This is a genomic window from Pseudoalteromonas nigrifaciens (assembly GCF_002221505.1).
Taxonomy (GTDB): Bacteria; Pseudomonadota; Gammaproteobacteria; order Enterobacterales; family Alteromonadaceae; genus Pseudoalteromonas; species Pseudoalteromonas nigrifaciens.
On sequence record NZ_CP011038.1, the window covers coordinates 1 to 22,873 of the forward strand.

Sequence of the window (22,873 nt, forward strand, 5' to 3'; positions counted from 1 at the left end):
CAAGCCACATTTGCCAACACCTACGGCTTCTTTTTTGGTAATTATTCAATGTGAATAACTCAAATTATAAAACTAAAACAAAAATCAAATACCTCTAAAACACATGGACAACTCAAAAAACAAGGGATACACTTGTTTTAAATAAAAAGGGATTCATCTATGACCATTGAAAAGACTACTCACATTTTTCAAGATTTAAAGGAAGGCGCTGATCGCTATATAAAAAGACGCAATCAGAGGCTTTTAGTAAATCATCGTAAGGAGCTTAGAAGTTTTACGCGAGCTGAAGCATCTATATATTTAGATATTGATGTAAAAACTTTAGATAGGTATTGCGCTTCACTGGGTATTGACCCACGTAGACACGAAGATGCACAGTGGTCAATTGACATCGAAGAAATTTATAAAGTAAGAGATTCGCTCTCTGTTGAATTACGTAAAGAACCTAAGTTCAAACGTAGTGATAAGCAGAAAGCACAGATTATAGTGATTCAGAATCAAAAAGGTGGTGTTGGTAAAACAGTGTCAAGTGCAACAATAGGTTCAGGACTAGCTACTGAGTTTCATCAAGAGTATCGCGTAGGTCTTATTGATATGGATGGACAAGCTACACTATCAATGTATTACGCCCCTGAATCAGCACAAGAAGGTTGTTTATCTGTAGGCGATCTGATCATGGGAAACTATGAATTAGACGAAAATGAAACTAAAAAAGAAGCTATTTCAAGTGCCTTTTTACCTACTACAATTCCAAACCTCCGTATTTTACCTGCCTCACAATCAGATCGTGGTATTGAGGGGTGGTTTCATGAAGGCGTATTTAATAAGTCTCTAAGTTCGCCCTACTCTATTTTGAGTAAGATTTTAAATGAAGTTGAAGATGAATTCGATATTATCATAATAGATACCCCTCCATCATTAGGCTATGCAACGTATAACGCTTACTACGCCGCAACCAGTGTACTTTTCCCACTATCAATTACAGAAAATGACATAGATGCAACGTGTTCTTATTTTTCATATATACCGCAAGTCTGGGGATTATTGAATAATGCTAAGCATCAGGGGTATGACTTCATGAAAATACTTATTACAAATCATAAAGACAGTTCAACAACAACGGAGTTACTCAATAGCCTTAATGATAGCTTTTCACCATATTTATACTCTAAAGAATTTAAAAATAGTGAAGCTGTAAGGCAGGCATCATCTTTATTATCAACGGTGTTTGATATGTCTAAAAGTGAGTACCCAAAAAGTAAAATGTCATACCAAGTGGCACAGCAAAATGCTTATGAAGTAACAAGTCAACTACAGCGCGATATTGTAAATGTATGGCGTAAGCAAGAGCAGGAGCAGGAGTAAAATCATGGCTAGAAAACGTGGAATAAGATCACCACTTGGCAATGCAGTCGGAGCGCAAGATGCAATCGAGTCAGGACAGAAAAGTAATATAGAGTCGCTTGCAAAGCAATTAAAAGCAGAGGTCACTGGTTCTAAATTATCAATAATGGATGTATTACAAACCCATCTAGGGATAAGTAATGTTGGAGAGAGTGTATCCTGGAAGTTAAAATCAGGAAAAATAGCGCAATTTGTTCCTGTTACATTAAGTTATCAGCAAGTTAAAGAGCTTACTTCGGTCACATTTGAAGTGAATGGTCGAGATCAATCTGGTCTAACCAAAGAATCCCTTCAAGATCTAGACTCATTATGTATACAACAATATTACCCAGCTATAGGCCGAAGAGTTAATGGCGTGATTGATCTGCTAGATGGCTCCAGGCGTAGAGCTAGGTTTTTGCTTGAAGTAGGTAAAATTAACTCATTTAAAATATTAGTCACAGATGACGATATTAGCTCTGGTGACGCTAAAGCATTAGCTAAGCAGCTGCAAGTTAGTAAAGAGCACAACTTACGTGAAATTGGTATGCGTTGTCAGTTAGAAAGTCAGCTTTATGAAAAAAAATATAATAAAAAACTCACGCAATCTGAATTAGCTGAAGAAATGGGCTTAAGCCAAGCTAAGGTAAGTAAGGCGCTAACTGCTGCCTCTATCGATAGTGCTATTATTGAGCTGTTTCCGGATATTTCTTTATTGTCACACTCAGACTACAAAGTATTAAATACAGTACAAAAAACGTTAGGTGAAAACGTAAATGAATTTATAAAGGATATAGAAAGCAATATAATTAATATCAATAGTGAATTAGTTCAAGACGATTATAAAGAAGCTGTATTAAAAATAGTTACAGACGCTATTAAAACATACAAACCTAAGCCAACCGAGCAGGCTATCGTTACTCCACTTGCAAATTTTAGCAAAAAGAATACCTATGCACGTAAGCGCGTTAAAGGTAGAAAATTCGCTTATGAGTTTTCACAGCTAACAAAAGAAGTACAAGATACTTTAGACCAGGCTATTGCTAAAGTGTTGCAAGACTCGCTTTAATAATAAAGGTATTCAGTCATAGCTAATTTATGAGTGAATACCTTTTAGGTTCCTCAACGGAGATTTTGTTTTAAGTTATTGTTTTTAAGGTTTTTAGTGTTTTTTATTTGTAGTTATTCAGGCTGAATAAATCAACTGTATCTAGCCTGACTCACGCTCATATATCTGCTGGGTTGATATTAAAAAGTTAAAATTAAACTAAAGTATGAAACCAAGATAATAAAGTTTAGAGTTTTCTGGGCTAGTTTTTCGGCCGCTATGTGTCATGAGCAGTCATAGCGATGGCACGTAGCGAGTTTTAACTGTCAGTTATGTAACCATAACGGTCATTAAAGACTTATAATAAATAGCAGTACCAATTATAAAACATTTTCAAATATGAGGTTCGGCACTCGCTACTTTACTTCTAAACAAATTTCGCCAAGCATTAGGTGTTGTATCAAATCGCTGCTTAAAGTGTTTACGAAATATTTGTTCTGAGCTAAACCCTGCCTGTTCTGATATATGGGTAATAGACAGGGCCGTTGACTCAAGTAACTCTTGGCTACGATTTAGACGCAAATTATTCAGCCATAGTTTGAAACTTATTCCTTGGTTAGCTTTAAAATAGCGACTAAAGCTTCGAATACTCATAGCACAATATGAAGGTAAGCGCGTAATTAACCCCACATACCAATGTTAATGGTACCTATGCATAATTAACTCAGCATATTAACTTGAGGTAATTATGAAAAAACAGCAAAAAATAAAGTACTGGCAAGCCATCATTGAACAACAGCAATCTAGCGCGTTAACTACCATTCAATTTTGTCGTGATAACAACATTAACCCATCTACTTTCTATGCCTGGCGCAAGCGCCTTTTTGGTGAAAACACCGCCGGTTAAAAAGCAACAGGTGATCCCCTTTGTTATTCATGAGCAAGCCTTTACACAACCCTCAATGATTAAGCTCACCACACCAAACGGCTACCAATTAGATTTCGAGTCGACATTAGCGCACCAAGCACTAGCCAAATTATTGAGCGTACTGTGAAACCTTGCACCCACCAAGTTTACTTGGTCACGGGGGTCACTGACATGCGAAAATCAATCAATGGCCTGAGTATTATTGTCAGCGATACCCTATCACTCGATCCTTTAAGCCAAGCATGGTTCGTTTTTTGTAATAAACAACGCGATAAATTAAAAATTCTATTTTGGGATACCAACGGTTTTTGGCTTTATTATCGTCGTTTAGAGCAAGGGCGATTTCAATGGCCCAAAGAGACTAATGAACACACGGCTATGGGGATTGAGCAACGCCAATTACAATGGTTACTATCGGGGCTACCAGTCAGTAATCAAACTCGGCACCTGGCTTTATCTGGGTTATCGGTGATGTAAATTAACCAGATCGTTTTTTTACTTGAACGATCTTTCCCCTGTGTCATGCTATCAACATGCCAGACACTATTCTCATCACCGAACTACAAAATCAGCTTGCGCTTATGCAGGCTAAGCTTGATGCCTTGGAAAAAGATAAAATTTCATTGCAAGAAGATAAGGTTGAAATGCAAGCGCGTATCGACCATTTACTGGCTGAGCTTAAATTAAGTAAATCGCAAAAATACGGCAAGAAAAGTGAAAAAGCCCCGCGAGGTACCTTCAACGAAGCTGAGCAGCATAAATCCACAGAGCCGCCTAAACATCATAAAAAAGGTAAGCAAACATTAGCGGCGCATTTTGAGCGCGAAGAAGTTGAGCACACGTTAACGGTACTTGATTGCCCATGCTGTGGTGAACAACTACACCATTGCGGTAGTGAAGACAGCGAGCAAGTGAAAATTATTCCGGCGAAAGTGAGTGTCATTAAGCACAAGCAATTTAAATATGCTTGCAGACATTGCGAGCACGAACAACTGACCAGTAAAATAATCACCGCGCCTAAACCCAAGCAGCCTATTCCTGGCAGTATTGCGAGTCCAGAAGCGTTAGCGGCGATTGTTACGGGCAAATACTGTGATGCCTTACCGCTTTATCGTTTAGTTGACATACTGGGTCGTGGCGGTCTTGAGCTATCACGAGGAACGTTAGCTAATTGGTGCATTAAAGCGGGTCTGCTTATCAAGCCATTAGTAGCAGCCATGCAGCGTCACTTGCTTGGTGAGCATAGCTTGTGTGCTGATGAAACCCGTACACAAGTGTTAGATGAAGGTGAAAACCCTAACAGCAATTCTTACATGTGGGTTTATCGCAGCAATGAAGCCAGCGATGAGCCTGTGGTTATTTACGGCTATCAGGCGGGTCGCAGCCGCGCTTGCGCAGAAGAATTTCTCGCGGGTTATCAAGGCTATTTACAATGCGATGGTTATTGTGTTTATGACGGTATTGAAGGCATTATTCCTGTGGGCTGTTGGGCACACGCCAGACGTAAATACGATGAAGCTTTAAAAGCAGAATCAAAAAACAAAGGTCGTGCTCATAAAGCTATTAGCTTTATCAGTCAATTATACAAACTAGAAACGCAAGCGAAAAACAAAAAGCTATCCCCCCAAGCGCGGTACCAACTGCGTCAAGAAAAAGCCTTACCGATATTATTACAATTCAAAGCATGGCTTGATGAAGCCAGTGATAAAGTCACTGCGGGAAGTTATATTGGCAAAGCGATAAAATACAATCTCAACCAGTGGCATAAACTTATTAGATACGTTGAAGATTGCCATTTAGGCATTGATAATAATATTACCGAGCGAGATATCCGGCCGTTTACTACCGGTAGAAAAAACTGGTTATTCTCAAAATCGGTTAATGGTGCCCAGGCAAGCGCCACACTTTATAGTATTGTGATGACCTGCCGCGCCAATGACATCAACACTTATTACTACTTTCTGCATTTATTTAAAACGTTGCCGAGCAGAGATGTGGGTGATGATGACTTTACCGACTTAATGCCGTGGAATGTGCAGCTAGACTTTGATTATAGCTAAGCGCACTGCTTAAATGCGCGCTTACTTATCGTCTCCTGAGACTGTAAAGCTTACAGTTCCGAATCCAACCTCAGCGGCTCGTATGATCTTCTTAGCCATTTGAATACTCCTAAATTTATAGTTCACGCAAATAATACACTTCAGTTTTTAAAGCAGAAAATTTTAGGGAAGCCCAAAATCATACTTGTAAAGTTTCAATCAGCATGTTTCGCATACAAGAAATATAAAGGCTCAAAAGTGACATGAAAATGACATAAAACTACACACATCTAAAATTAACTTTCAACTCAATCACTCGGAGCTAAAAAGTGATACAAAAAGGCCTGAAAATGGTAAGCCAATACGTAGCAGCATGCACACGGCAGTAAAGGGTCTAAAAGTGACATTAATCGGTCGGTTTTCGGTAAATACGCAGAATTGTCTGCATTAAAGCTGGCAGTACCTAGTCTGGTGATTGAAAGTAATTGATGTACTAAATTGAAGTGTGGGGAAGCGTTTTAATTTCAGCTTACTCAAACTTATTAAGTATTACACTTATCAATAGCTCTAATTAATAAGTGGGCCTTTATGAAAGTGCCCCTAATAGGACGTTCGATAAACACAGCTAAAAAATAAACTGCCCCAATTAATGGGGCGAATAAACTTTCCCACCCCTATAGGGGCGCTATTTTAGAACACACTTAATTAAAATTGAAAACTGCCCCCAATTAATGGGGCGAATAAACTTTCCCGCCCCTTTAGGGGCGCTATTTTAGAACACACTTAATTAAAATTGAAAACTGCCCCCAATTAATTGGTTCTAAATTAAATTAGCGCCCCTATAGGGGCGTTTTAGATTACTAATCTAATATCCCGTAGTTACGTTCAAAACAACAAAACATTAACTAAGAAAATCTCCCCTATTAATTGGGGGCAGTTTGGCGGTACTCACCTATAAGGGGCAGTTTTCACAAAGCGCCCCCAATTAGATTTTTGGGCATATTAAAAACTCACCGGTAGGTGGTAGAAAGTTACAACATGCATTTTGACCCTCTGTATTTTTTCAATCTTTGAAGCTCGTGAGTGAAAATAGAAAAATTGTAGATACAAGAGGCCTAATCAATGAATAACGACGTTTTGGAAATTATTGAATATTTAACTTCTAAAAAGGATGAGCTAGCTTCACAACTTGAATCACTGGTTGATGAATACTGGGTTACATGGCGAGATACCAATAGGAACATTATATCTCAAAGCGGCAATCCAGACTCAGTTGCCCGCGTAGGCGCAGTGGCTCCAAGTATTCGTGTATACGCTACCAAGGCACATGATCGAATAATTTTAAGATGGCGAATTTACGAAAACAGCTGGGCGCGCCTCAATGCGGCCAAGCAAGATAAGCAAACCCTTCGTTATGCTAAAGAAATTAAGCGCAATAAAGATGGCACCACCAGCTGTTTCAAATTAACTAAAGAAGCCGTGAGCTGGGAAGTAGAACAGATTGATAGGTTTCTAAGTGAAGCAGAACCAGTAATAACCTTGATTAATAGCATTCACCAAAGCTTAAAGCTGTTAAATAAATTAAATACTAAAGCAACAACGGAGTTATAAAATGACGAATAAAACACAAAAAGCAAAATCGTTAACACCTGAAATAAAGACTCAAGCCCAACAAAGAGCAGTTACTAAGCATTCAGGTAGAATGAAAACCATCACTACCACTATCAAGTACAAGACTGATCACACTCATTCTTTTTTAAATCAACCACCAGCGTAAAGGGCAGCCTTGGCGAAACTCTACTAGCTCACAAATTTAAAGTGCATGGTGATCGTGAATACATAAACATCAACCTTAAAGACCTAGCTCAAGCGAGCGATTCTAATAAATCCAATATAAACGGTGTTCGCATAAGCAAGCTAATCCAAGATTTAAAAACCTAGATCAAATTGTAAGTGCATAACTTGTTTTGGCTAGATTAAGTGGTCAGTTGCTCATAAGCTAACTGCTTTTTCTCCGGCAAGAGATTTTACAATGAGACATTACAAACAACCAAGCTCATGAGCGGGCTTTGTTTCGCCGAAGAAGTGCAAGAAAACCGCTTAAGATGACACCAGAAATGATAGTTTTAATTACCCAGAAGCTTAATGAGAAGTGGAGTCCTGAACAAATAACGGGATGGTTGCGCAAAGAAAGTGAACGGTCTGTCAGCCATGAATGCATTTATCTGTATATCTGGGAAGATAAAAAAGCAGGTGGTGAGTTATACCTACATCTGCGCCGACACGGTAAGAAATATCACAAGCGCAGTCATTGTAAAACAAACCGAGGGCAAATAAAAAATCGCGTTAGCATTGAAGAACGTCCACAAATAGTTGATGAGAAAGGCCGTATCGGAGATTGGGAAATAGATACCGTCATAGGTAAAGGTCATCGAGGCGCCCTTGTTACCATTGTAGAGCGGGTCACCCAATTCACTGTATCAACTCAGGTGGCAGGCAAAACAGCACAAGCCGTCACTGCGGCGACGATAGAACTATTAAGGCCATATAGGTCAGCGCTTCATACCATCACGGCTGACAATGGGAAAGAGTTCGCTTATCACGAGCAAATCACAGAGGCTTTAAATGTTCCTGTTTATTTTGCTCACCCTTATCATTCATGGGAGCGCGGATTGAATGAAAACACGAATGGATTACTACGTCAGTATTGGCCGAAGAGCACAGATTTTAAGGCGGTAACAGCAGCGCAAGTTATACCAGTACTTGAGCAACTTAATAATCGTCCGAGGAAGACACTTGGATTTGAAACGCCTGCAAAATTGATGCAGGATCACTTGGCGGCTAAAGCCGCCTAAACGTTATGCACTTCAGATTTGAATCCGCGAAATAAATTACAGTAACGAAGTTCAGATTATAGATATTAAGACATTCACTATAAAAGCTCACATACAAGATGTGTCAACTAAAGAGGTGTTCAAGTGAGTAGCAAGTACAACAGAACTGATGGGCGATATGTTGAGTTTTTATTCAGGCCAATTTATGAAGTAAATACAGCTATTGCTTATGGCATTGGAGCTATAACGACACCATTCATGACTTTAGGATCATTTCAACCAGGAGTAACAATTTCATTTGGAATAGCTGGCATTCTCGCTGGTGGAAGTTATTTATACGCAAGAAAGGCTACGCCATTAATACAGCGACAACAGAATCAGGTTATTAACGAATTTAAAAGGCAAAATCTTAACGAAGAAAAATAATATACATTGCTAAGCAATAGAAAAACAAAAACCGACACAAAAGTAGGTTCTAGGAAGGTTTTATATCTATGTAATGTTGTAAGCAACCAGCGCCAACTGGTAAGTCCCACCAAATCTAGGACTAGCTTATAACTACATAAATATAAGGTCAAGGGCTTTTTTGGCCAAAATTTAAGTTGCAGGGTTTTCGTGCGATTTTACTTTTAAGATGAAGTAGGAAAACGTCTGAAAATGGCTATTTGAGACAGAATTTACCAGTTAAAACCTGAGATGGAAATGTGAAAAAATTCACTTCTTTATAATCGTTTACCAGCAAAATAGTGATGTAAAAGTAAATCCTCAATGCCTACACAGCGACCAAAATGTAGCAGCTAAAGGTTGTTTTCTTTTTAAACGAATGTCGTTATTGTAGAATACATCTAATATAAGGATATATCGTAAGCGTCCGAGCAACGACACTTAGTAGATTGGATTTAATTAATAGAAAATACCGTCAGTTTCTACAGGAAGTATTATGTAAAAAAGAACCCTTAATGACTGGCAAAAATTGGGGCTAGTTGCCCATCCCCTCGAAATTAACCTTAAGCCTATTTTTTAAACAGTAATTTAAGAGGTAAACAATTCTCAAAAGGTTTACATAATGATTTTGGCTGTAAATACCTATCAAAAGTGCTCTCATAATGGATTTATCAAAACGTTTTAGATTTTTTGATCTTTACTTGAAGTTAGGGGGGCGCAAAGTTTTTCAAGTTAGTTGTCGCATCAAGTTAAATTTTATGCCGCCCGCATTGCTTCTTTTTTTTCTGGATTTAAATTTACTTCATTGATCATTGTCCAATCTCGAGATTTTCCTGACCAACGACTTGGGTTCTGTAATTTCGCCATTTCATTTACCTGATGACGTTTCGCTAGTATCGCTTTATCTAATCCTAAATGACGCTGGTTTGGCGTGACAAATTTAATACCGCTGTGCAAGTGCTCATCGTTGTACCAATCTACAAATCCGCTAACCCACTTTCTTGCGCTACCCATACTTTCAAAGGCTTTTTCAGGGTATTCCGGGCGATACTTTAATGTCTTAAATAGCGATTCAGAATAAGGATTATCATTACTCACAGACGGTCGGCTAAATGAAGGAACAATACCTAATTCCTGCAATGTTGCCAATAACGTTGCCCCTTTCATTGGACTGCCATTATCCGAGTGCAACGTGACTTGATCTGGCTTTACCTGCTCTCGCCTGCAAATATCTATCATTAAATCAGCCGCCAGTGTGCTTAGCTGTGTGTCATGAACCTGCCAACCAACTATTTTTCGACTATAAATATCCATCACTAAATATAAGTATAAAAACTGACCTTTAACCGCTGTTGGCAAATATGTGATATCCCATGTATAAATTTCGTTTACACGTGTTGCCTTGAGCGCTTTTGGCTTTTTTATCTTTTTATTTGGTTTAACTTTTTCTCTGTGTGTTAATAATTTATGTGATTTCATAACACGATAAAACGAGCTTTCTGATGCTATCCACACACCTTTATCTAATAGTTTAGGGACTATCTTGCTGGGTGGTAAATGTCCGTATTCTATTGAATTTACTGTCTTAATAATACGCTGTTGCTCTAATTCAGTTAGCCTGTTAGGTGGTCGCTTTATCGTACTCGTTCGCTTATCTGTCATATCATCAGCTTCAATCCAGCGTTGAATTGTTCTTGCCGTTAGACCAAGTAACTCACATGCTTTTGCTTGCCTAGCTCCTGATTTCTGCGCGTCTGTAATGAGCTTTATCAATTCATGACGTTCAGTTGAGTGGGTTAATCGTCCTCGTTGAAACCCCAAAGCGCATCTGCTTTTTTTTGAGTACAAGTAAGGCGGCTGTTTCTGCTAACGCTTTGTCTTTACGATTAAGCTCTTTTTGAAGCTGCTTAATTTCTTGTCTGAGCTGTTTACTGTCTGATTTTACGGGCTTCGTTGAAGGCCCTTTAGCAAAATCTTGCTTCCATTGTTTAATATGATGTGGGTAAAGCCCCTTAGCACGGCAATATTCATTAAGAGCTGCTTCATCTAAACTAGCACATTCAATAATGGCGTTAAGCCTTTCTTCTAAGCTCCAGTCATGAGGGCGTTTTTCTGTTGTCATGTGACTACCATTATTTTTAGTTTCAAGTTCATGGTTTTTAGCAAGCGCGATCCATCGTTGTAAGGTTGAATAACCGATACCTAAATCAAGCGCAATATCTTCTAAGCGAACATCATCACATTGAGATAATGCTTTTTCAACAGCTTGAACTTTAAATTCATGTGTAAATCGACGTCTCATTTTATCTGCCTCTATTAAAAGTTAGAAGCGACAACTATCCTGACACAGTGGGACTTACATCAACTGAGGTTCATATCGAGGGGATGGGCGCAAAACCCCGAGTTGCTACGAAAAGGTAAATTATTAATGACCACTACAAAGCGACCTCTTGGTATAATTGTCTGTGTTAGCCAATTGTATTTGCACTACCGAGCTGAAAACACCTCAATCGTTACCCCACCAAAGGAGCCGATAACTTCTGATACCGCTTTGTCTGATCGTATTTTTCTTTGTGATTTAGCATCAAAATCAGTTAAAGCTTTAAGCTTAAGCTCATTACTTTGAATTATGATTATAGGCATTGGTGCTGTTACTGTTTTTATTCCAGCATCAAAGCGTATATTTGCTGCCGGTTGTACGCGAACCTGCCGGCGTATCCTAAGCAGCTCCCCAGGAGTTTGCTTAATTCTATTAATCAATTGCTCAAGAGGTACGCGGTATTCAGGCCCCGATCTATCAAATTCCTCTTCAATTTTAAGTAAAAGGTCTTTTTTAACCGGCTTTGATAGCGAGTCCTTTCTTTGCCAGGCAAAGCGAATTGATTGAATGTTTTGCTCTGAATAACACCGAATATGCCTATATAGGTGCATAGTCATAATACCAGGGCACTCTGCGCGAAGCGCTTCAAACCGGTCTTGCCTTGTTTCATACGTTTGAATGATATGGTTTTCGATATCCGTTTTTGCCGCGTTTATTTTATCCACCAGCTCAGGGATAGTAATGCTTGTTGGGTTTTGGGCAGGGGAGAGCCAAATAACGCCGACAGTGCGCCGCGCTGATTTTTGTGAATAGCCTGGTTGAATGTAAAGGTCTTGGTAGCAGGAAGCCGCGAGTTCAACAGCCTTATGTCCGGTATGTTCTTCTGCTGCAATATATTTAACCGGTTCGCTTTCCATTCCCTTTGAGGTGCAGGGTAGTGGGTAGGCAAGGGCGGCCAATGGTTGCGTATGTGTGAGGATTGTATTGAGAGAACGGATATTGTTTTTCAGCTCATCAAATCGATCAGTAATAAAATGCATAGTATGGTTCATTATTTGTTGTGAAAGCACAGAGTACAGTTAATAGCCTAAGACTAGACCATCATGCAATATAATGGAAGTTAACCATGTAGTTCTTTTAATATTAACTTTTGTGGTACTGCTTTGGCTGGCCCCGCCCTGAGATTAGGATGAGAAAGAGAGAGAAAAAGAGAGAAAAAATAGAAAAGGCAATGAGGTTGGCTGAGAAGGAGTTCGGGGTTAAGGGTTTGTTTATTACAAACCCTTATTTTGCATGATGGTCTAGCCTATCATGCATTGGAAAGTGTGCCGCTTTATCTAATATCAGATTGTTTTTTTCTTTGCTTTACGTACTCTAATATTTCCTTTATTGGCACTACTTTTCGCTTTTTTTCCTTGGTAGAAAATATAAATATCACAATGAATCCGACTATTAGCAACGCGTAGGCAGCTACATCACTCTTAGTTTTAAAGTTTAAATATAAAGACAATAAGCCTCCAACAATAAACCAGATCATAAAGTACATGAAGGTTCTTATGTTATAGAGCGTACTTATTGCTGTTAAATCACCCTTGAGCTCAATATCAGGTATGTGATCATATTTACCGTTTTCAGTAGTTATGCCAACAATTGTTCGCTTCAAGTTTTTACCATCTTTAACTTCCAAATAATCAAGTTCAAACTCTTTGCCAACCCCATCAACCAAATGTCGATTTATTACATCAGGCACTTGCACATTACCGTACCTTACGCTGTCTATCTCCAAATAATCATATATATTTAGCGTTGTTTTATTCGTTTTAAAGGTGTGACTTACTGTTATATCCGTTAATTTACCTTTTAATTTTTGCATTCAAATTCCCTTATTTTTAGTGCGCGATTGTCGCTATGAATAATCCTATTGCTTACCTTAACAGTTATTTCATTTTAAATAGCGGTACATTTTCTTCTATCCATTTAAAATGAGCCGGATAGCGGCCTTTTTCTATAAACTCCCCACCATTTCTCAACCCTTTTTCGGTTAGCTGATGCGTACCGTTGATTTCTGTTAAATACCCATACTCAACCATTTTATCCAAGAACTCCGAAGTTTTGAGTCCGTGCTTTTTCGCTAACTTTGATGAAGTTAGGCGCTCACTGTTGATTAGCTCTAGCTTGTTACAGGTAGGCGTACCAACGTCTTCGCTTACAGATAGGCTGTTGGTTGCCTCAAGAATTGCGTTTCGTACTGCCTCAATTTGATAGCTTTTTTGGGCCTTGAATCTAACCAACTTTAAATCAGCTCCCTGGCAGGCATTGTTTAAAAACAAATCTCTTTCTTGGGCTCTTTTGCTATTATGTGACTTATCATCGAGCTCTATTACACAAATAACTTCCATTGTACTCATGTTACATAGTACAAAATCAAAATGCTTAGCTGCTATCTTATTAAAAGCAGTTTGCCAAGATGAACGCTGCTTAGTAGCTTTAGTTTTAAGAACATCTGCTACTCTAACTTTACCGTAAATACGGTAGTTATTAGAAATGGCTTGCTCTAAAACCCCAAGGAAAGAGCGCTCAGCTGGCGTAAATAAAGGGCCTATTTTGGTGTAGTCAGGGCTGCCAGAGCCGGTCTTTTCGATCCCAGAAAGTGCTATTGCAATAAAAACAAATACAGCAATAATAAAAACAATCAATGTTAAGCTCATACGGTTATACCCCCTTTTATTAATATAGGCTAAAGTGATTATCCATCATTTCTAAGGTTAATAGGAGGGGATGGGCAACAAACCCCTAATTGAAAAGTATAAATTTAAAAGTGGCAAAGAAAAGCTGCTTATGTTGGTCGCTCTAGCTGCTGCCGCTTATGGCCTTTTAGGTTTGACCAGAGAATATCAAGAAGGTGGGATTAGCTTGTATATAATCCCTGCTTTTATTGCCATTGCGATCGGAGCGTGGAGCCTAACCAAGCTGCTGAATAAACCGATAGAAATTGATAAAGATAAAAACAAAGAAAATAAGTAACAGTGTTAAATAGTAGTACCCTCCTAAAGTAAGTAAACCAAAGCCTAATTTTTTAATTGGGCTTTTTTCAACTACACAGTTAGCGCAATAATAATGTAGAGAGTAATAATTGTGAAAATAACAAAGTATACATATATAGGTTTGGCTTTAAGTGCCTTGCTAAGCGGTTGTCACTCAAGCGACAGTGATATTTACGCATGGTGATTTAAACAACCAACAGGTGACTTTCACAAAGCGCGTGTCACATTTAGTGGAGTTTGAGTTCGATTCATCTGAGTTACCATTCAATGCTGCAGAGGTTGTTGAGCCGCATGCTCGCTACCTTATAGCCAATCCAGATAATAAAGGTAGCGATCCAAGGTAACGCGTCTAGTGAAGGCGGTAGGGGTTACAACTACAATTTGGGTAAAGAAAGAGCAAACGCAGTCAAGGGGCTTTTTTTAGAGCTTGGTGTAGATGAGAAGCAACTAGTTGTACTTTCAGTAGGTGAGCGACACAACAACTTCATTCCCAAAAGAACCGTAATGCAAGGTTATTAGAGCGTCTTTTTGCTGCACGGAGTGGGTGGTTTTGAGATAATCACCCCATGACTAAAGCCAAAGAGTATTTTTAATGCTGATTAAACAGCAAGTAGTTTTTCAATATAAATCCACTAAAAATAAGTATTTTTTTTATATTTTAATGGTTTTATTTTATTTGTGGTTAGAGGTTTCTTTTAATTACTTTGTAGTATCAACCGCTTCCGATCTTGCTGTCACAACTGACGAATTGAAATTTATAGAGCTGTTTGGCCGATTTCTAAGTTGCATTGGTTGCTTGGTATTGCTGTCTCGAAGAATTAAACCAAGTGGGAGCGCGGCTAAATATTGTGCTAAGTTTTTTATTATGGCCGCACTCGCTATCCCTACCGTTTATTTTGGACAAAAATTACTAATAGATACTTTAAGTAGTATGGCTAGCGGCGATGATCGTATGAAAGCCGTGCAAAGTGATTTGGTCAAAGGCTCCTTTATAGTTGCCGGTACTCCCCTTAACATTACCAAGAAAATCAATGCGGCATTGTTGCCAGCTTTTTATTATTCTAACTCCACTCCTTTTGTCTTGAGTGACATGCACTTAACTGAAATTACAAAGCAAAAGCAATCAAAGCTTTTAAGCAAAATGTATAGTCAATTTAGTGGCCTGAATAGTAAGCTTGATGAAAAATACCAGCAGTATGTAGAGCTTAACAAAAGTGTTGATCAACTAAATGTAGCTTATGATGAAAAAATCAACAAAACCAAAGCGGCGGTTGATACATACTGGGAAAAATTAAAATTAACAGAAAATAAGGCATGGGAAACTTACCGCGCTACAATAAAAGAAATTAGTAATGAAAAGTTAGATGCTGATTTAATGAATAAGTTAGACAGTGGTTTTAGGTCATATCGGCATGGCGGCTCGTATTCTTTTTTTAAAAAATACGAGCATTTCACCAAGGAAACGGTGTTAAAAGGGACAACTCCACAAGACTGGCAAAATGGTATTTATTTGCCCCCAAAGATATGGGGAGGTGTTGATGTGGCCGCTGCAAAGCGATTTTACCATAAGCGGTACAGGGCTTTGTTACGCGAAGCTAAAACAGGTTTTTTTGATGAAATAAAGGATAAGCAAAACTTTATTACTCAAGATAAAGTGAAAAGCCAAATAAAAGAAAAACTGGCTTCGATAATGACTAACAACATTGATGTAGAGCAGGTAAACATTGATGATAAGCAAGGTTTTGAAAATAGCTTGCTTAAATCACTATATGAGGCGAAGGAAACCGCGATATTAAAGGGCTCAGGTGGCGTCCCTCTAGGACTTAATAAAGTAGGCTTTGTGGCGTATTCTATTGAACAGTCACCTTTGAACTTACCATTTACATTAAGCACCAAGCAATCGGCTTTGTTGTTTAGTGACTACTCGCAGGAAAATTTTAACGCTATTGTGGCCACTCCTGTAACTGAATCAAGTATTGATAATATTATTTCAGCTTTAAACTCTCCCCCCAGTAGTTTTGAAAACCAAAGCGAAAACAGCCAAATAGGAACCAATCATTTTAAAGCGTTGTTGGTTATACCTTTCGCTATTTCGATAAGTCTCTTCTTGATCATAATGCTTAGTTTTGATTTGTTACTGCATATCAATAGATACAGTCAAATCAATTTCGCAAAGAGAACCGAATCACGCAAAATATACAATAAGCCCTTTTACTATGCTCAAATGAACCCTAGGGTAGCTTTGCTAATAACTATGCTAGCTACTTTGTGTCTTATCAGTTATTTGCACTCTGAGTGGCCGGTGAAGTTTGCTTTTGAAAAAGTGTGCAGCTTTGTTATGGCTATTCTTGAAGGCATTTATTACATTGGTGAAAGTACAAATGGCTACATCAGCATAAAGGAATTGTTTGAACCATTAATTGAATACTTAGAAGCGTTGGATGATCTTGTTTTTCCAAAGTAGATTTTAAATTACATAACAAGTACGTCCAAGACTAATGAAGTACATGGGGTTTTGCGGCCATCCCCTCGATATGAACCTCAGTTGATGTAAGTTATTGAAAAACTTTGCGCCCCCTAACTTTAAGTATAGATCAAAAAATTTAAAACGTTTTGATAATTGTTTAACACTCAAATTACTGTTTAAGAAACAGGCTTAAGGTTAATTTCGAGGGGATGGGCAACAAACCCCTAGGAGGTGTCTATTAGCTCATTTAGGGCAAATGTAGTGAAATTTTTAAAATCATTACTGGCTTCTTCTTATCAACTCATTTTGACGTAATATTGCTAAGGTATCCGAAGGTGTGACTTGCCACGCGCCCGACAATCTGCGTAAAGTAAAAACACCTAATTCAAGTCTATCTTCGGGTGATAAAAAGTGATGTAAGTGTCGGCCAGCGACTGAAATAGTGACAGCAGCCCCCTGTGCACCATTATTATAAACTGCAATCCCTTTGTTTTTATTCTCGCCATGAAATGAAGCTTTTACTTCGCTTTTCAAGCCAAACAACACGCCGCACAACCCGGTTAACTCGCTTTTAGTCAGCTGTATTATTGTTTTATTTGCCCAGTCTGGTGATTCACCAGGGGAGTTAATGGTGGTCATTTCAATACTTAACGTCTGCAAGCCAAGCCGACTAGATGTGTACTGAACGTTCATAGCTGTGCGCTTTAATGGATCTGGATGCCTATCAGCATAAAATGTAAGTGTTTCACCAAAATTGTTCTGTTGTGACATTCTTCCCCCTAAATATCTAAGCGTTTACTTGCTGCTCTTAGGCGTTCATCACCCCTAAAGTCATATTTTTGCGTTGTTGCTAAGCTTGCATGGCCCATTGCATCTTTAACTGTAATTAGATCTTCGCCGTTCTCTAGCATTGACGAAGCGAATGTCCTTCTTAGGTCATGCGGGGCACACTTTTCTATACCGGCCTCGACAGATCTACTATTTAAAATATGGTAAATTGCCTGGCTAGTCATGCGCTCTGAGGTAACATCATCGTACCTGCGAATACGACTAAATAGCGGCCCCGGAATATCACTTCTCACTTCCTCAACCCAGCTTTCAAGCCTTTGAAATGCGCCATCTGGCAAGTACGCCATGCGCTCTTTATTACCTTTACCTAGCACTTTTAGCGAGCGGTTATGCCGGTTATAATGAGCAAAATCAAGGGATACAACTTCAGCTCTTCGTAATCCGCACCCGACTAAAACAGATAAAATAGCGCTATCTCTAACCCCAATAGCAGACTTATCACTTTCACATGTGAAAAATAATTTCTTCACTTCAGCAGGGGCCAGGGCTCTACCTTTGGGTATCCTTGACCCTCTAACCGATTTAACTAACTTGATATGTTGGTAAGTGTCAGTGCTAATAAGCTTAAGTGTCCACGCCTCTACGGCTACACCTTTTATTGCCGCCAAGTAATTATTTATAGTGGCCGGTGCTTTTCCCGCATCAGTGAGCATGGTCAAAACTGCCTGTACATGGTGCCGCTCAAGCATACCCCAAGGGCAGGTTCTTAAATCATGGTAACCCATCATTTTAGCGATGTTGTTTAAAAACGACCTCATGGCTAGCCGGCTACTTTCAGCCCTTAAGCCCATTAAGTATGAAACTGCAGGGTTTTTTTCAATACCATTTACACCAGTGCCCGCAGCCTCCGCACTTAACACTTCAAAAGTACGCTCTGCAGGGAGAAATGTGACTTCGGTATTTCCATCTTTGTTTTGTTCGTGCATTTTTGATGCCTCAAAGTAACTTTGTGCTTTTGCTCCATACTAAGTTTAAGTTTGTGTGTTTAGAACAACCCTAAATAATGAAGTACGGGCATATTATCTGTGTTTATTTTACTCAGTATCACCGGCTAAATTACAGCTTCTAATTTTAAATTCTGATGGTGTTGACTCGATATTTATTATATCACAGGCTCTACTTTCTAAAAGGGTCATTTTAATAAGTAGGTGCTAGTGGGTTATCTATTTTTTATACCGAATCGAATGTATTTTTGGCTATTGTTTTTCCACAGCTTAAATAGTACTATTTATAGTATAAATAGTACTAGGGTATATGTATGAGAGTTTTAGTTACTGGCGGCATGGGTTACATAGGTAGCCACACATGTATTGCATTACATGACGCAGGTATTACACCTGTTATTTATGATAACTTGTCTAATGCAAGTGCGCAGGTACTTGACCAACTCGAAAAGATTACGGGTACTCGGTTTGAGTTTATTTTGGGCGACATACAAGACGAGCAACAGTTTAAGCTCGCTCTAAAACATACTAAAGCCGAAGCTGTATTTCACTTTGCGGCTTTAAAAGCCGTTGGCGAATCTACCGAGCAACCACTGCGCTATTATCAAAATAATGTGTCGGGCACATTAAGTATGTTACAAAGCATGCAAGAAGCCGATGTTAACCACATTATATTTAGCTCATCGGCCACTGTGTACGGCGAGCCAGATTACCTCCCTATTGACGAAAAGCACCCTATACGCGCTACTAACCCATATGGTTGGACTAAAGTCATGGTTGAGCAAGCTATGCAAGACGTATGTAATGCCAATAGTCAATTTATGGGCATAGCGCTGCGTTACTTTAACCCTGTAGGTGCGCACCCAAGTGGTTTATTAGGTGAAAGCCCCAATGGTATTCCTAATAACTTAATGCCATTTATTGCTCAAACAGCGGTAGGTAAACGCGAGGTGGTTAATATTTTTGGTGACGACTACGACACCGAAGATGGCACAGGCATGCGCGACTATATTCATGTTTTAGATTTAGCTAAAGGCCATGTAGCGGCATTTATGCAGCATAAAACAGATACCGCTTTTCATGCTTACAACCTAGGCACAGGCCAAAGTTATTCAGTGCTTGATATGATTAAGGCATTTAGTGCATCAGCCAATAAAGATATTCCGTATAAGAGTGCACCGCGCCGAGCAGGCGATATTGCCTGCAACTACGCCGATGCCACAAAAGCGAAAAATACACTTAACTGGCACGCAGAACTAACACTTAGCGATATGACCAACGATACATGGCGCTGGCAAACTAATTACCCTCGTGGGTTGGAGAGTTAACATGGCTTTATTAGAAAGTACTCACAGACGTAAAAACCCACTAACGGGTCGTTGGGTGTTAGTGTCACCGCATCGTAATAACCGCCCATGGTTAGGCGCAACAGAAGCTGTAAATGAAAGCGCACTGCCTAAGCACGATGAAAGCTGCCCACTTTGCCCAGGTAACACCCGTGCAAATGGCGACAGCAATCCAGATTACGAATACACGCATGTATTTAGCAATGATTTTGGCGCACTGACACCTAATGCCAGCGACCAATCTCAAAGCTTAGAGTCAGACAGCGATTTATTTATTGCCGATGAAGCAAGCGGCGAATGCCGTGTAATTTGCTTTTCGCCAGAGCATAACAAAACATTACCTGAGCTAGAGCTCGACGCCCTGTATGAAGTAGTAAAAACCTGGAAAGAAAACTACACTGAACTTGCACAGCACTATGAATGTGTACACGTTTTTGAAAACAAAGGGGAAATCATGGGGTGCTCGCAACCTCATCCACACGGCCAAATATGGGCTCATTCGCACTCATCTACCGAAATAGAAGCAGAAGATACACAGCAACTTGCCTATTATAAAAAGCATGGCAGCGCAATGCTTGCCGATTACGCGCAAAAAGAACAAGCAGATCAAACACGTGTTGTATTTGAAAACGCACACTGGCTTGTTGTTGTCCCGTTTTGGGCTGCTTGGCCGTTTGAAACAATACTATTAACTAAAGATAATATTCAAAATTTTAGCCAGCTAAACGATATACAAATAAATACACTCGCACAAGCACTTAAAGTATTAACCACTAAATACGACAACGTATTTAATTGTAGCTTCCCGTATTCTATGGGATGGCACAATGCACCGGCTAATCGTGGCTCAGATGAGCAACATTGGCGCTTGCACGCCCATTTTTATCCGCCGCTACTTCGCTCAGCTACCGTGAAAAAACACATGGTTGGCTACGAAATGCTAGCCGAAAGTCAGCGCGACTTAAGCGCAGAAACCGCCGCTTCTATTTTACAAGCAGCCAGTACCACACACTATAAAAATACAGCAGGACACACAAATGAAGCTTAACGAATTCCAACAACAATTTTTGTCACTGTATGACGTGCCTGCTCAAGGTATTGCAGCCGCTCCAGGGCGTGTAAACCTAATTGGTGAATTTACCGACTACAACGACGGTTTTGTTTTACCGTGCTCGTTAGAGTTTCGTACTCAAGTTATGTTTAAAGAGCGCGACGATAACATTATCACTGTGCATTCTTTAAATTACCCAGGCGAAAAAGACAGCTTTAGTGTTGATGAAGCAATCAGCGAAGGACAATCGCAATGGGGTAACTATATTCGTGCAGTATCATTTGTATTAAAGCGTGCGGGCCATACTTTACGCGGCGCCGATTTACTTATCGACAGTAACTTACCGCAAGGCAGTGGCTTGTCGTCATCGGCTGCGCTAGAAGTTGCTGTTGGTGGTATGTTTAACCATATTGCACAACTTGGTTTAAGCGAAGAAAAAATAGCATTACTAGGCCAAGAAGCCGAAAACGACTTTATGCATTGCCAATCGGGCATTATGGATCAGCTTATTTCGGCAAAAGGCGAAAACGGCCATGCTCTTTTAATTGACTGTGAAAACCTAGCAACCGAGTCTGTAAAAGTTCCAGATGACTTAAATATTGTTATTGTTAACTCTAACTACCCTCGTAAATTGGTAGATAGCGAATACAACCAACGTCGTGTTGACTGTGAGCAAGCAGCTGCAAAAATGAATGTAGCAACACTTCGTAAAGCAACCATGGCCACGCTTGAAGCAACAAAAGACGCATTGAGTGAAAACGAATACAAGCGTGCACACCATGTAATTAGCGAAAATGACCGTGTAATTGCAGCAACTAAAGCGCTGCAAAATAACGACATTGACGCGCTACGTGAGCTAATGGCTGCATCGCACCAGTCGCTTAAGCATTACTTTGAAGTAACCGTACCAGCGACCGATGGCCTAGTAGAAATTTGTAAAGAAGCCATGGGCGATCGCGGTGCAGTACGTATGACCGGAGGCGGCTTTGGTGGTGCTATTGTATGTTTATGTCGTGATGCAGAAGTGCCACTAATTAAAGCAGCGGTTGAGCAGCATTACTTTGAACGCTTTAACTTAAATGCCGACATTTACGTATGTTCAGCGGGTTCAGGGTTACAAATTACGTCTTTTTAAATAAAGTTAAGGAATAAGCATGGCAAAGGTTAATTGGGGAATTATTGGGTGTGGCAATATTGCTCACACCTTTGCTAAAAGCATTGCGCATTGCGCTGATGCTCAGCTTATTGGCGCAGCATCGACTAGCGAGCAGCGCGCAAAAGAGTTTTCAACACCGTACAATATTAAAGGTTATAAGTGCTATCAAGCTCTTATGCAATGCCAAAATATTGATGCTATTTATATAGCTAATACGCATGAGCAACATTTTAAAACGATAGCGCAGTGCTTAACACACAATAAGCATGTACTAAGCGAAAAACCAATTACTGTTAATGCTCAGCAATTGGAAAGCCTCACCGAGCTTGCAAAGCAGAAAAATTGCTTTTTAATGGAAGGCGTTTGGATGCGTTTTTTACCGGCAATAGTAAAATTACAGCAACTCCTAAGCGAAGATATTATTGGTAATGTACATAGCGTGAATGCGAACTTTAGCTTACCTGGCAGCTTTGCAAGCACGCATCGTTTAATGAACCCTACAACAGCGGGTGGCGCCCTGCTAGATTTAGGTATTTACCCTATTTCTATTGCTGATGTGGTATTTAATAAAGCCCCAGAACAAATCAAATCTTTTGTACACAAAAGCATAACCGGTGTTGATGAGCGAAGCACTGCTATAGTTGATTACGGTAACGGACAGTTTGCATCTCTTGCTAGTGCACTCCAACAAAGCGGCCCAACTGAGGCATGTATTAATGGTGAGCTTGGCTTCATTCGCATTCCTGAATTTGTAGGCGCTCAATCTATAGAACTCCATATATATGGCCAAGACTCGCAACACTTTGAATACGGCTTTAGTGATGATGAAAACTTTAAGTTTGAAATTGCACATGTTACGCAGTGTATATTACAAAAACAGACGCAAAGCACCGTGTTACCACTAAGTACTAGCTTACGAGTTATAAACATAATGGATACCTTACGGGCACAATGGCAACTGAAATATAACTACGCTATTGAGTCGGCTGAACTGACAAAATAAAAACACACAACAAGGAC

At 39.5% G+C, this 22,873-nt stretch carries 24 protein-coding genes and 1 pseudogene; 18 read left to right on the top strand and 7 right to left on the bottom strand.

The window, feature by feature from the left end; all coding sequences use genetic code 11:
• The first annotated feature begins 159 nt into the window (after positions 1 to 159).
• Both PNIG_RS19575 and PNIG_RS19580 read left to right on the top strand, forming a co-directional pair.
• Complete coding sequence (locus tag PNIG_RS19575; RefSeq protein ID WP_089369339.1) at positions 160 to 1,365, top strand: ParA family protein; 1,206 nt, start codon at positions 160 to 162, stop codon at positions 1,363 to 1,365.
• Positions 1,366 to 1,369: 4 nt separating this feature from the next.
• Positions 1,370 to 2,452 (top strand): ParB family protein, encoded by a 1,083-nt coding sequence (locus tag PNIG_RS19580; RefSeq protein ID WP_089369340.1) that lies wholly within the window; start codon positions 1,370 to 1,372, stop codon positions 2,450 to 2,452.
• 372 nt (positions 2,453 to 2,824) lie between these two features.
• Here the strand turns inward: PNIG_RS19580 and PNIG_RS19585 are convergent, their stop codons facing one another.
• Positions 2,825 to 3,085: a helix-turn-helix domain-containing protein gene (locus tag PNIG_RS19585; RefSeq protein ID WP_086998905.1), complete on the bottom strand. Its 261-nt coding sequence runs from the start codon at positions 3,083 to 3,085 to the stop codon at positions 2,825 to 2,827.
• Positions 3,086 to 3,179: 94 nt separating this feature from the next.
• On the opposite strand from PNIG_RS19585, the gene tnpA reads away from it, so the two are divergent.
• The 8 genes and pseudogenes from tnpA to PNIG_RS19615 all read left to right on the top strand — a co-directional run bounded on the left by tnpA (position 3,180) and on the right by PNIG_RS19615 (position 8,658).
• Positions 3,180 to 3,338, top strand: coding sequence for an IS66 family insertion sequence element accessory protein TnpA (gene tnpA / locus PNIG_RS20240; protein WP_244181091.1), 159 nt, complete (start codon positions 3,180 to 3,182; stop codon positions 3,336 to 3,338).
• Positions 3,319 to 3,486: a hypothetical protein gene (locus tag PNIG_RS20245; RefSeq protein ID WP_244181092.1), complete on the top strand. Its 168-nt coding sequence runs from the start codon at positions 3,319 to 3,321 to the stop codon at positions 3,484 to 3,486. The genes tnpA and PNIG_RS20245 overlap by 20 nt, the downstream gene beginning before the upstream one ends.
• Positions 3,483 to 3,836 carry an IS66 family insertion sequence element accessory protein TnpB gene (gene tnpB, locus PNIG_RS19595; protein ID WP_255319079.1) on the top strand — a complete coding sequence of 118 codons (354 nt, stop codon included), beginning with the start codon at positions 3,483 to 3,485 and terminating at the stop codon, positions 3,834 to 3,836. The genes PNIG_RS20245 and tnpB overlap by 4 nt, the downstream gene beginning before the upstream one ends.
• Positions 3,837 to 3,892: 56 nt before the next feature.
• Positions 3,893 to 5,419, top strand: coding sequence for an IS66 family transposase (tnpC, locus tag PNIG_RS19600; protein WP_089369341.1), 1,527 nt, complete (start codon positions 3,893 to 3,895; stop codon positions 5,417 to 5,419).
• Positions 5,420 to 6,520: 1,101 nt separating this feature from the next.
• Entirely contained in the window at positions 6,521 to 7,009 is a 489-nt protein-coding gene (locus PNIG_RS19605) for a hypothetical protein (protein ID WP_089369342.1), read from the top strand.
• A gap of 1 nt (position 7,010) precedes the next feature.
• Positions 7,011 to 7,175 carry a hypothetical protein gene (locus PNIG_RS19985; RefSeq protein ID WP_157696016.1) on the top strand — a complete coding sequence of 55 codons (165 nt, stop codon included), beginning with the start codon at positions 7,011 to 7,013 and terminating at the stop codon, positions 7,173 to 7,175.
• Between the two features lie 268 nt (positions 7,176 to 7,443).
• Positions 7,444 to 8,253 (top strand): annotated as a pseudogene (locus PNIG_RS19610) (IS30 family transposase); the annotation flags it as partial.
• Positions 8,254 to 8,376: 123 nt separating this feature from the next.
• On the top strand, positions 8,377 to 8,658 hold the full coding sequence (locus PNIG_RS19615; protein WP_089369343.1) for a hypothetical protein: 282 nt from the start codon (positions 8,377 to 8,379) through the stop codon (positions 8,656 to 8,658).
• A gap of 774 nt (positions 8,659 to 9,432) precedes the next feature.
• Here PNIG_RS19615 and PNIG_RS19620 read toward each other — a convergent pair.
• From PNIG_RS19620 to PNIG_RS19635, 4 genes are all read right to left on the bottom strand, one after another.
• Positions 9,433 to 10,978 (bottom strand): IS3 family transposase gene (locus tag PNIG_RS19620; protein WP_089369344.1). Its coding sequence is split into 2 segments (ribosomal slippage): positions 9,433 to 10,498 and positions 10,497 to 10,978, totalling 1,548 coding nucleotides; the frame shifts between segments, so codons are not numbered across the junction.
• Between the two features lie 185 nt (positions 10,979 to 11,163).
• Positions 11,164 to 12,036 carry a DNA replication terminus site-binding protein gene (locus tag PNIG_RS19625; RefSeq protein WP_089369361.1) on the bottom strand — a complete coding sequence of 291 codons (873 nt, stop codon included), beginning with the start codon at positions 12,034 to 12,036 and terminating at the stop codon, positions 11,164 to 11,166.
• 293 nt (positions 12,037 to 12,329) lie between these two features.
• Positions 12,330 to 12,869: a hypothetical protein gene (locus PNIG_RS19630; protein ID WP_089369345.1), complete on the bottom strand. Its 540-nt coding sequence runs from the start codon at positions 12,867 to 12,869 to the stop codon at positions 12,330 to 12,332.
• A gap of 64 nt (positions 12,870 to 12,933) precedes the next feature.
• On the bottom strand, positions 12,934 to 13,704 hold the full coding sequence (locus PNIG_RS19635; RefSeq protein ID WP_089369346.1) for a DUF2726 domain-containing protein: 771 nt from the start codon (positions 13,702 to 13,704) through the stop codon (positions 12,934 to 12,936).
• A 70-nt stretch (positions 13,705 to 13,774) separates the two neighbouring features.
• On the opposite strand from PNIG_RS19635, the gene PNIG_RS19640 reads away from it, so the two are divergent.
• From PNIG_RS19640 to PNIG_RS19655, 4 genes are all read left to right on the top strand, one after another.
• Positions 13,775 to 14,020 (top strand): hypothetical protein, encoded by a 246-nt coding sequence (locus tag PNIG_RS19640; RefSeq protein WP_089369347.1) that lies wholly within the window; start codon positions 13,775 to 13,777, stop codon positions 14,018 to 14,020.
• Positions 14,021 to 14,258: 238 nt separating this feature from the next.
• Positions 14,259 to 14,384 (top strand): hypothetical protein, encoded by a 126-nt coding sequence (locus PNIG_RS20285; protein ID WP_279628569.1) that lies wholly within the window; start codon positions 14,259 to 14,261, stop codon positions 14,382 to 14,384.
• Positions 14,385 to 14,421: 37 nt separating this feature from the next.
• Positions 14,422 to 14,559, top strand: a complete 138-nt coding sequence (locus PNIG_RS20445) for an OmpA family protein (RefSeq protein ID WP_370446757.1) — start codon at positions 14,422 to 14,424, stop codon at positions 14,557 to 14,559.
• 73 nt (positions 14,560 to 14,632) lie between these two features.
• A complete protein-coding gene (locus tag PNIG_RS19655; protein ID WP_089369350.1) occupies positions 14,633 to 16,504 on the top strand; it encodes a coiled-coil domain-containing protein in 1,872 nt (623 codons plus the stop codon).
• A 282-nt stretch (positions 16,505 to 16,786) separates the two neighbouring features.
• Here the strand turns inward: PNIG_RS19655 and PNIG_RS19660 are convergent, their stop codons facing one another.
• Complete coding sequence (locus tag PNIG_RS19660) at positions 16,787 to 17,278, bottom strand: hypothetical protein (RefSeq protein ID WP_089369351.1); 492 nt, start codon at positions 17,276 to 17,278, stop codon at positions 16,787 to 16,789.
• A gap of 8 nt (positions 17,279 to 17,286) precedes the next feature.
• Positions 17,287 to 18,282: a tyrosine-type recombinase/integrase gene (locus PNIG_RS19665; RefSeq protein WP_089369352.1), complete on the bottom strand. Its 996-nt coding sequence runs from the start codon at positions 18,280 to 18,282 to the stop codon at positions 17,287 to 17,289.
• A 332-nt stretch (positions 18,283 to 18,614) separates the two neighbouring features.
• Between PNIG_RS19665 and galE the strand changes: the two genes are divergently transcribed.
• From galE to PNIG_RS19685, 4 genes are read left to right on the top strand one after another with little or no spacing between them, the layout of a single operon-like run.
• Positions 18,615 to 19,628 (top strand): UDP-glucose 4-epimerase GalE, encoded by a 1,014-nt coding sequence (galE, locus tag PNIG_RS19670; protein WP_086996318.1) that lies wholly within the window; start codon positions 18,615 to 18,617, stop codon positions 19,626 to 19,628.
• 1 nt (position 19,629) lies between these two features.
• Positions 19,630 to 20,694 carry a UDP-glucose--hexose-1-phosphate uridylyltransferase gene (locus PNIG_RS19675; RefSeq protein ID WP_086996321.1) on the top strand — a complete coding sequence of 355 codons (1,065 nt, stop codon included), beginning with the start codon at positions 19,630 to 19,632 and terminating at the stop codon, positions 20,692 to 20,694.
• Complete coding sequence (gene galK / locus PNIG_RS19680) at positions 20,684 to 21,832, top strand: galactokinase (protein WP_086996324.1); 1,149 nt, start codon at positions 20,684 to 20,686, stop codon at positions 21,830 to 21,832. The genes PNIG_RS19675 and galK overlap by 11 nt, the downstream gene beginning before the upstream one ends.
• Positions 21,833 to 21,851: 19 nt before the next feature.
• Entirely contained in the window at positions 21,852 to 22,856 is a 1,005-nt protein-coding gene (locus PNIG_RS19685) for a Gfo/Idh/MocA family protein (RefSeq protein WP_086996327.1), read from the top strand.
• Positions 22,857 to 22,873: the final 17 nt, after the last annotated feature.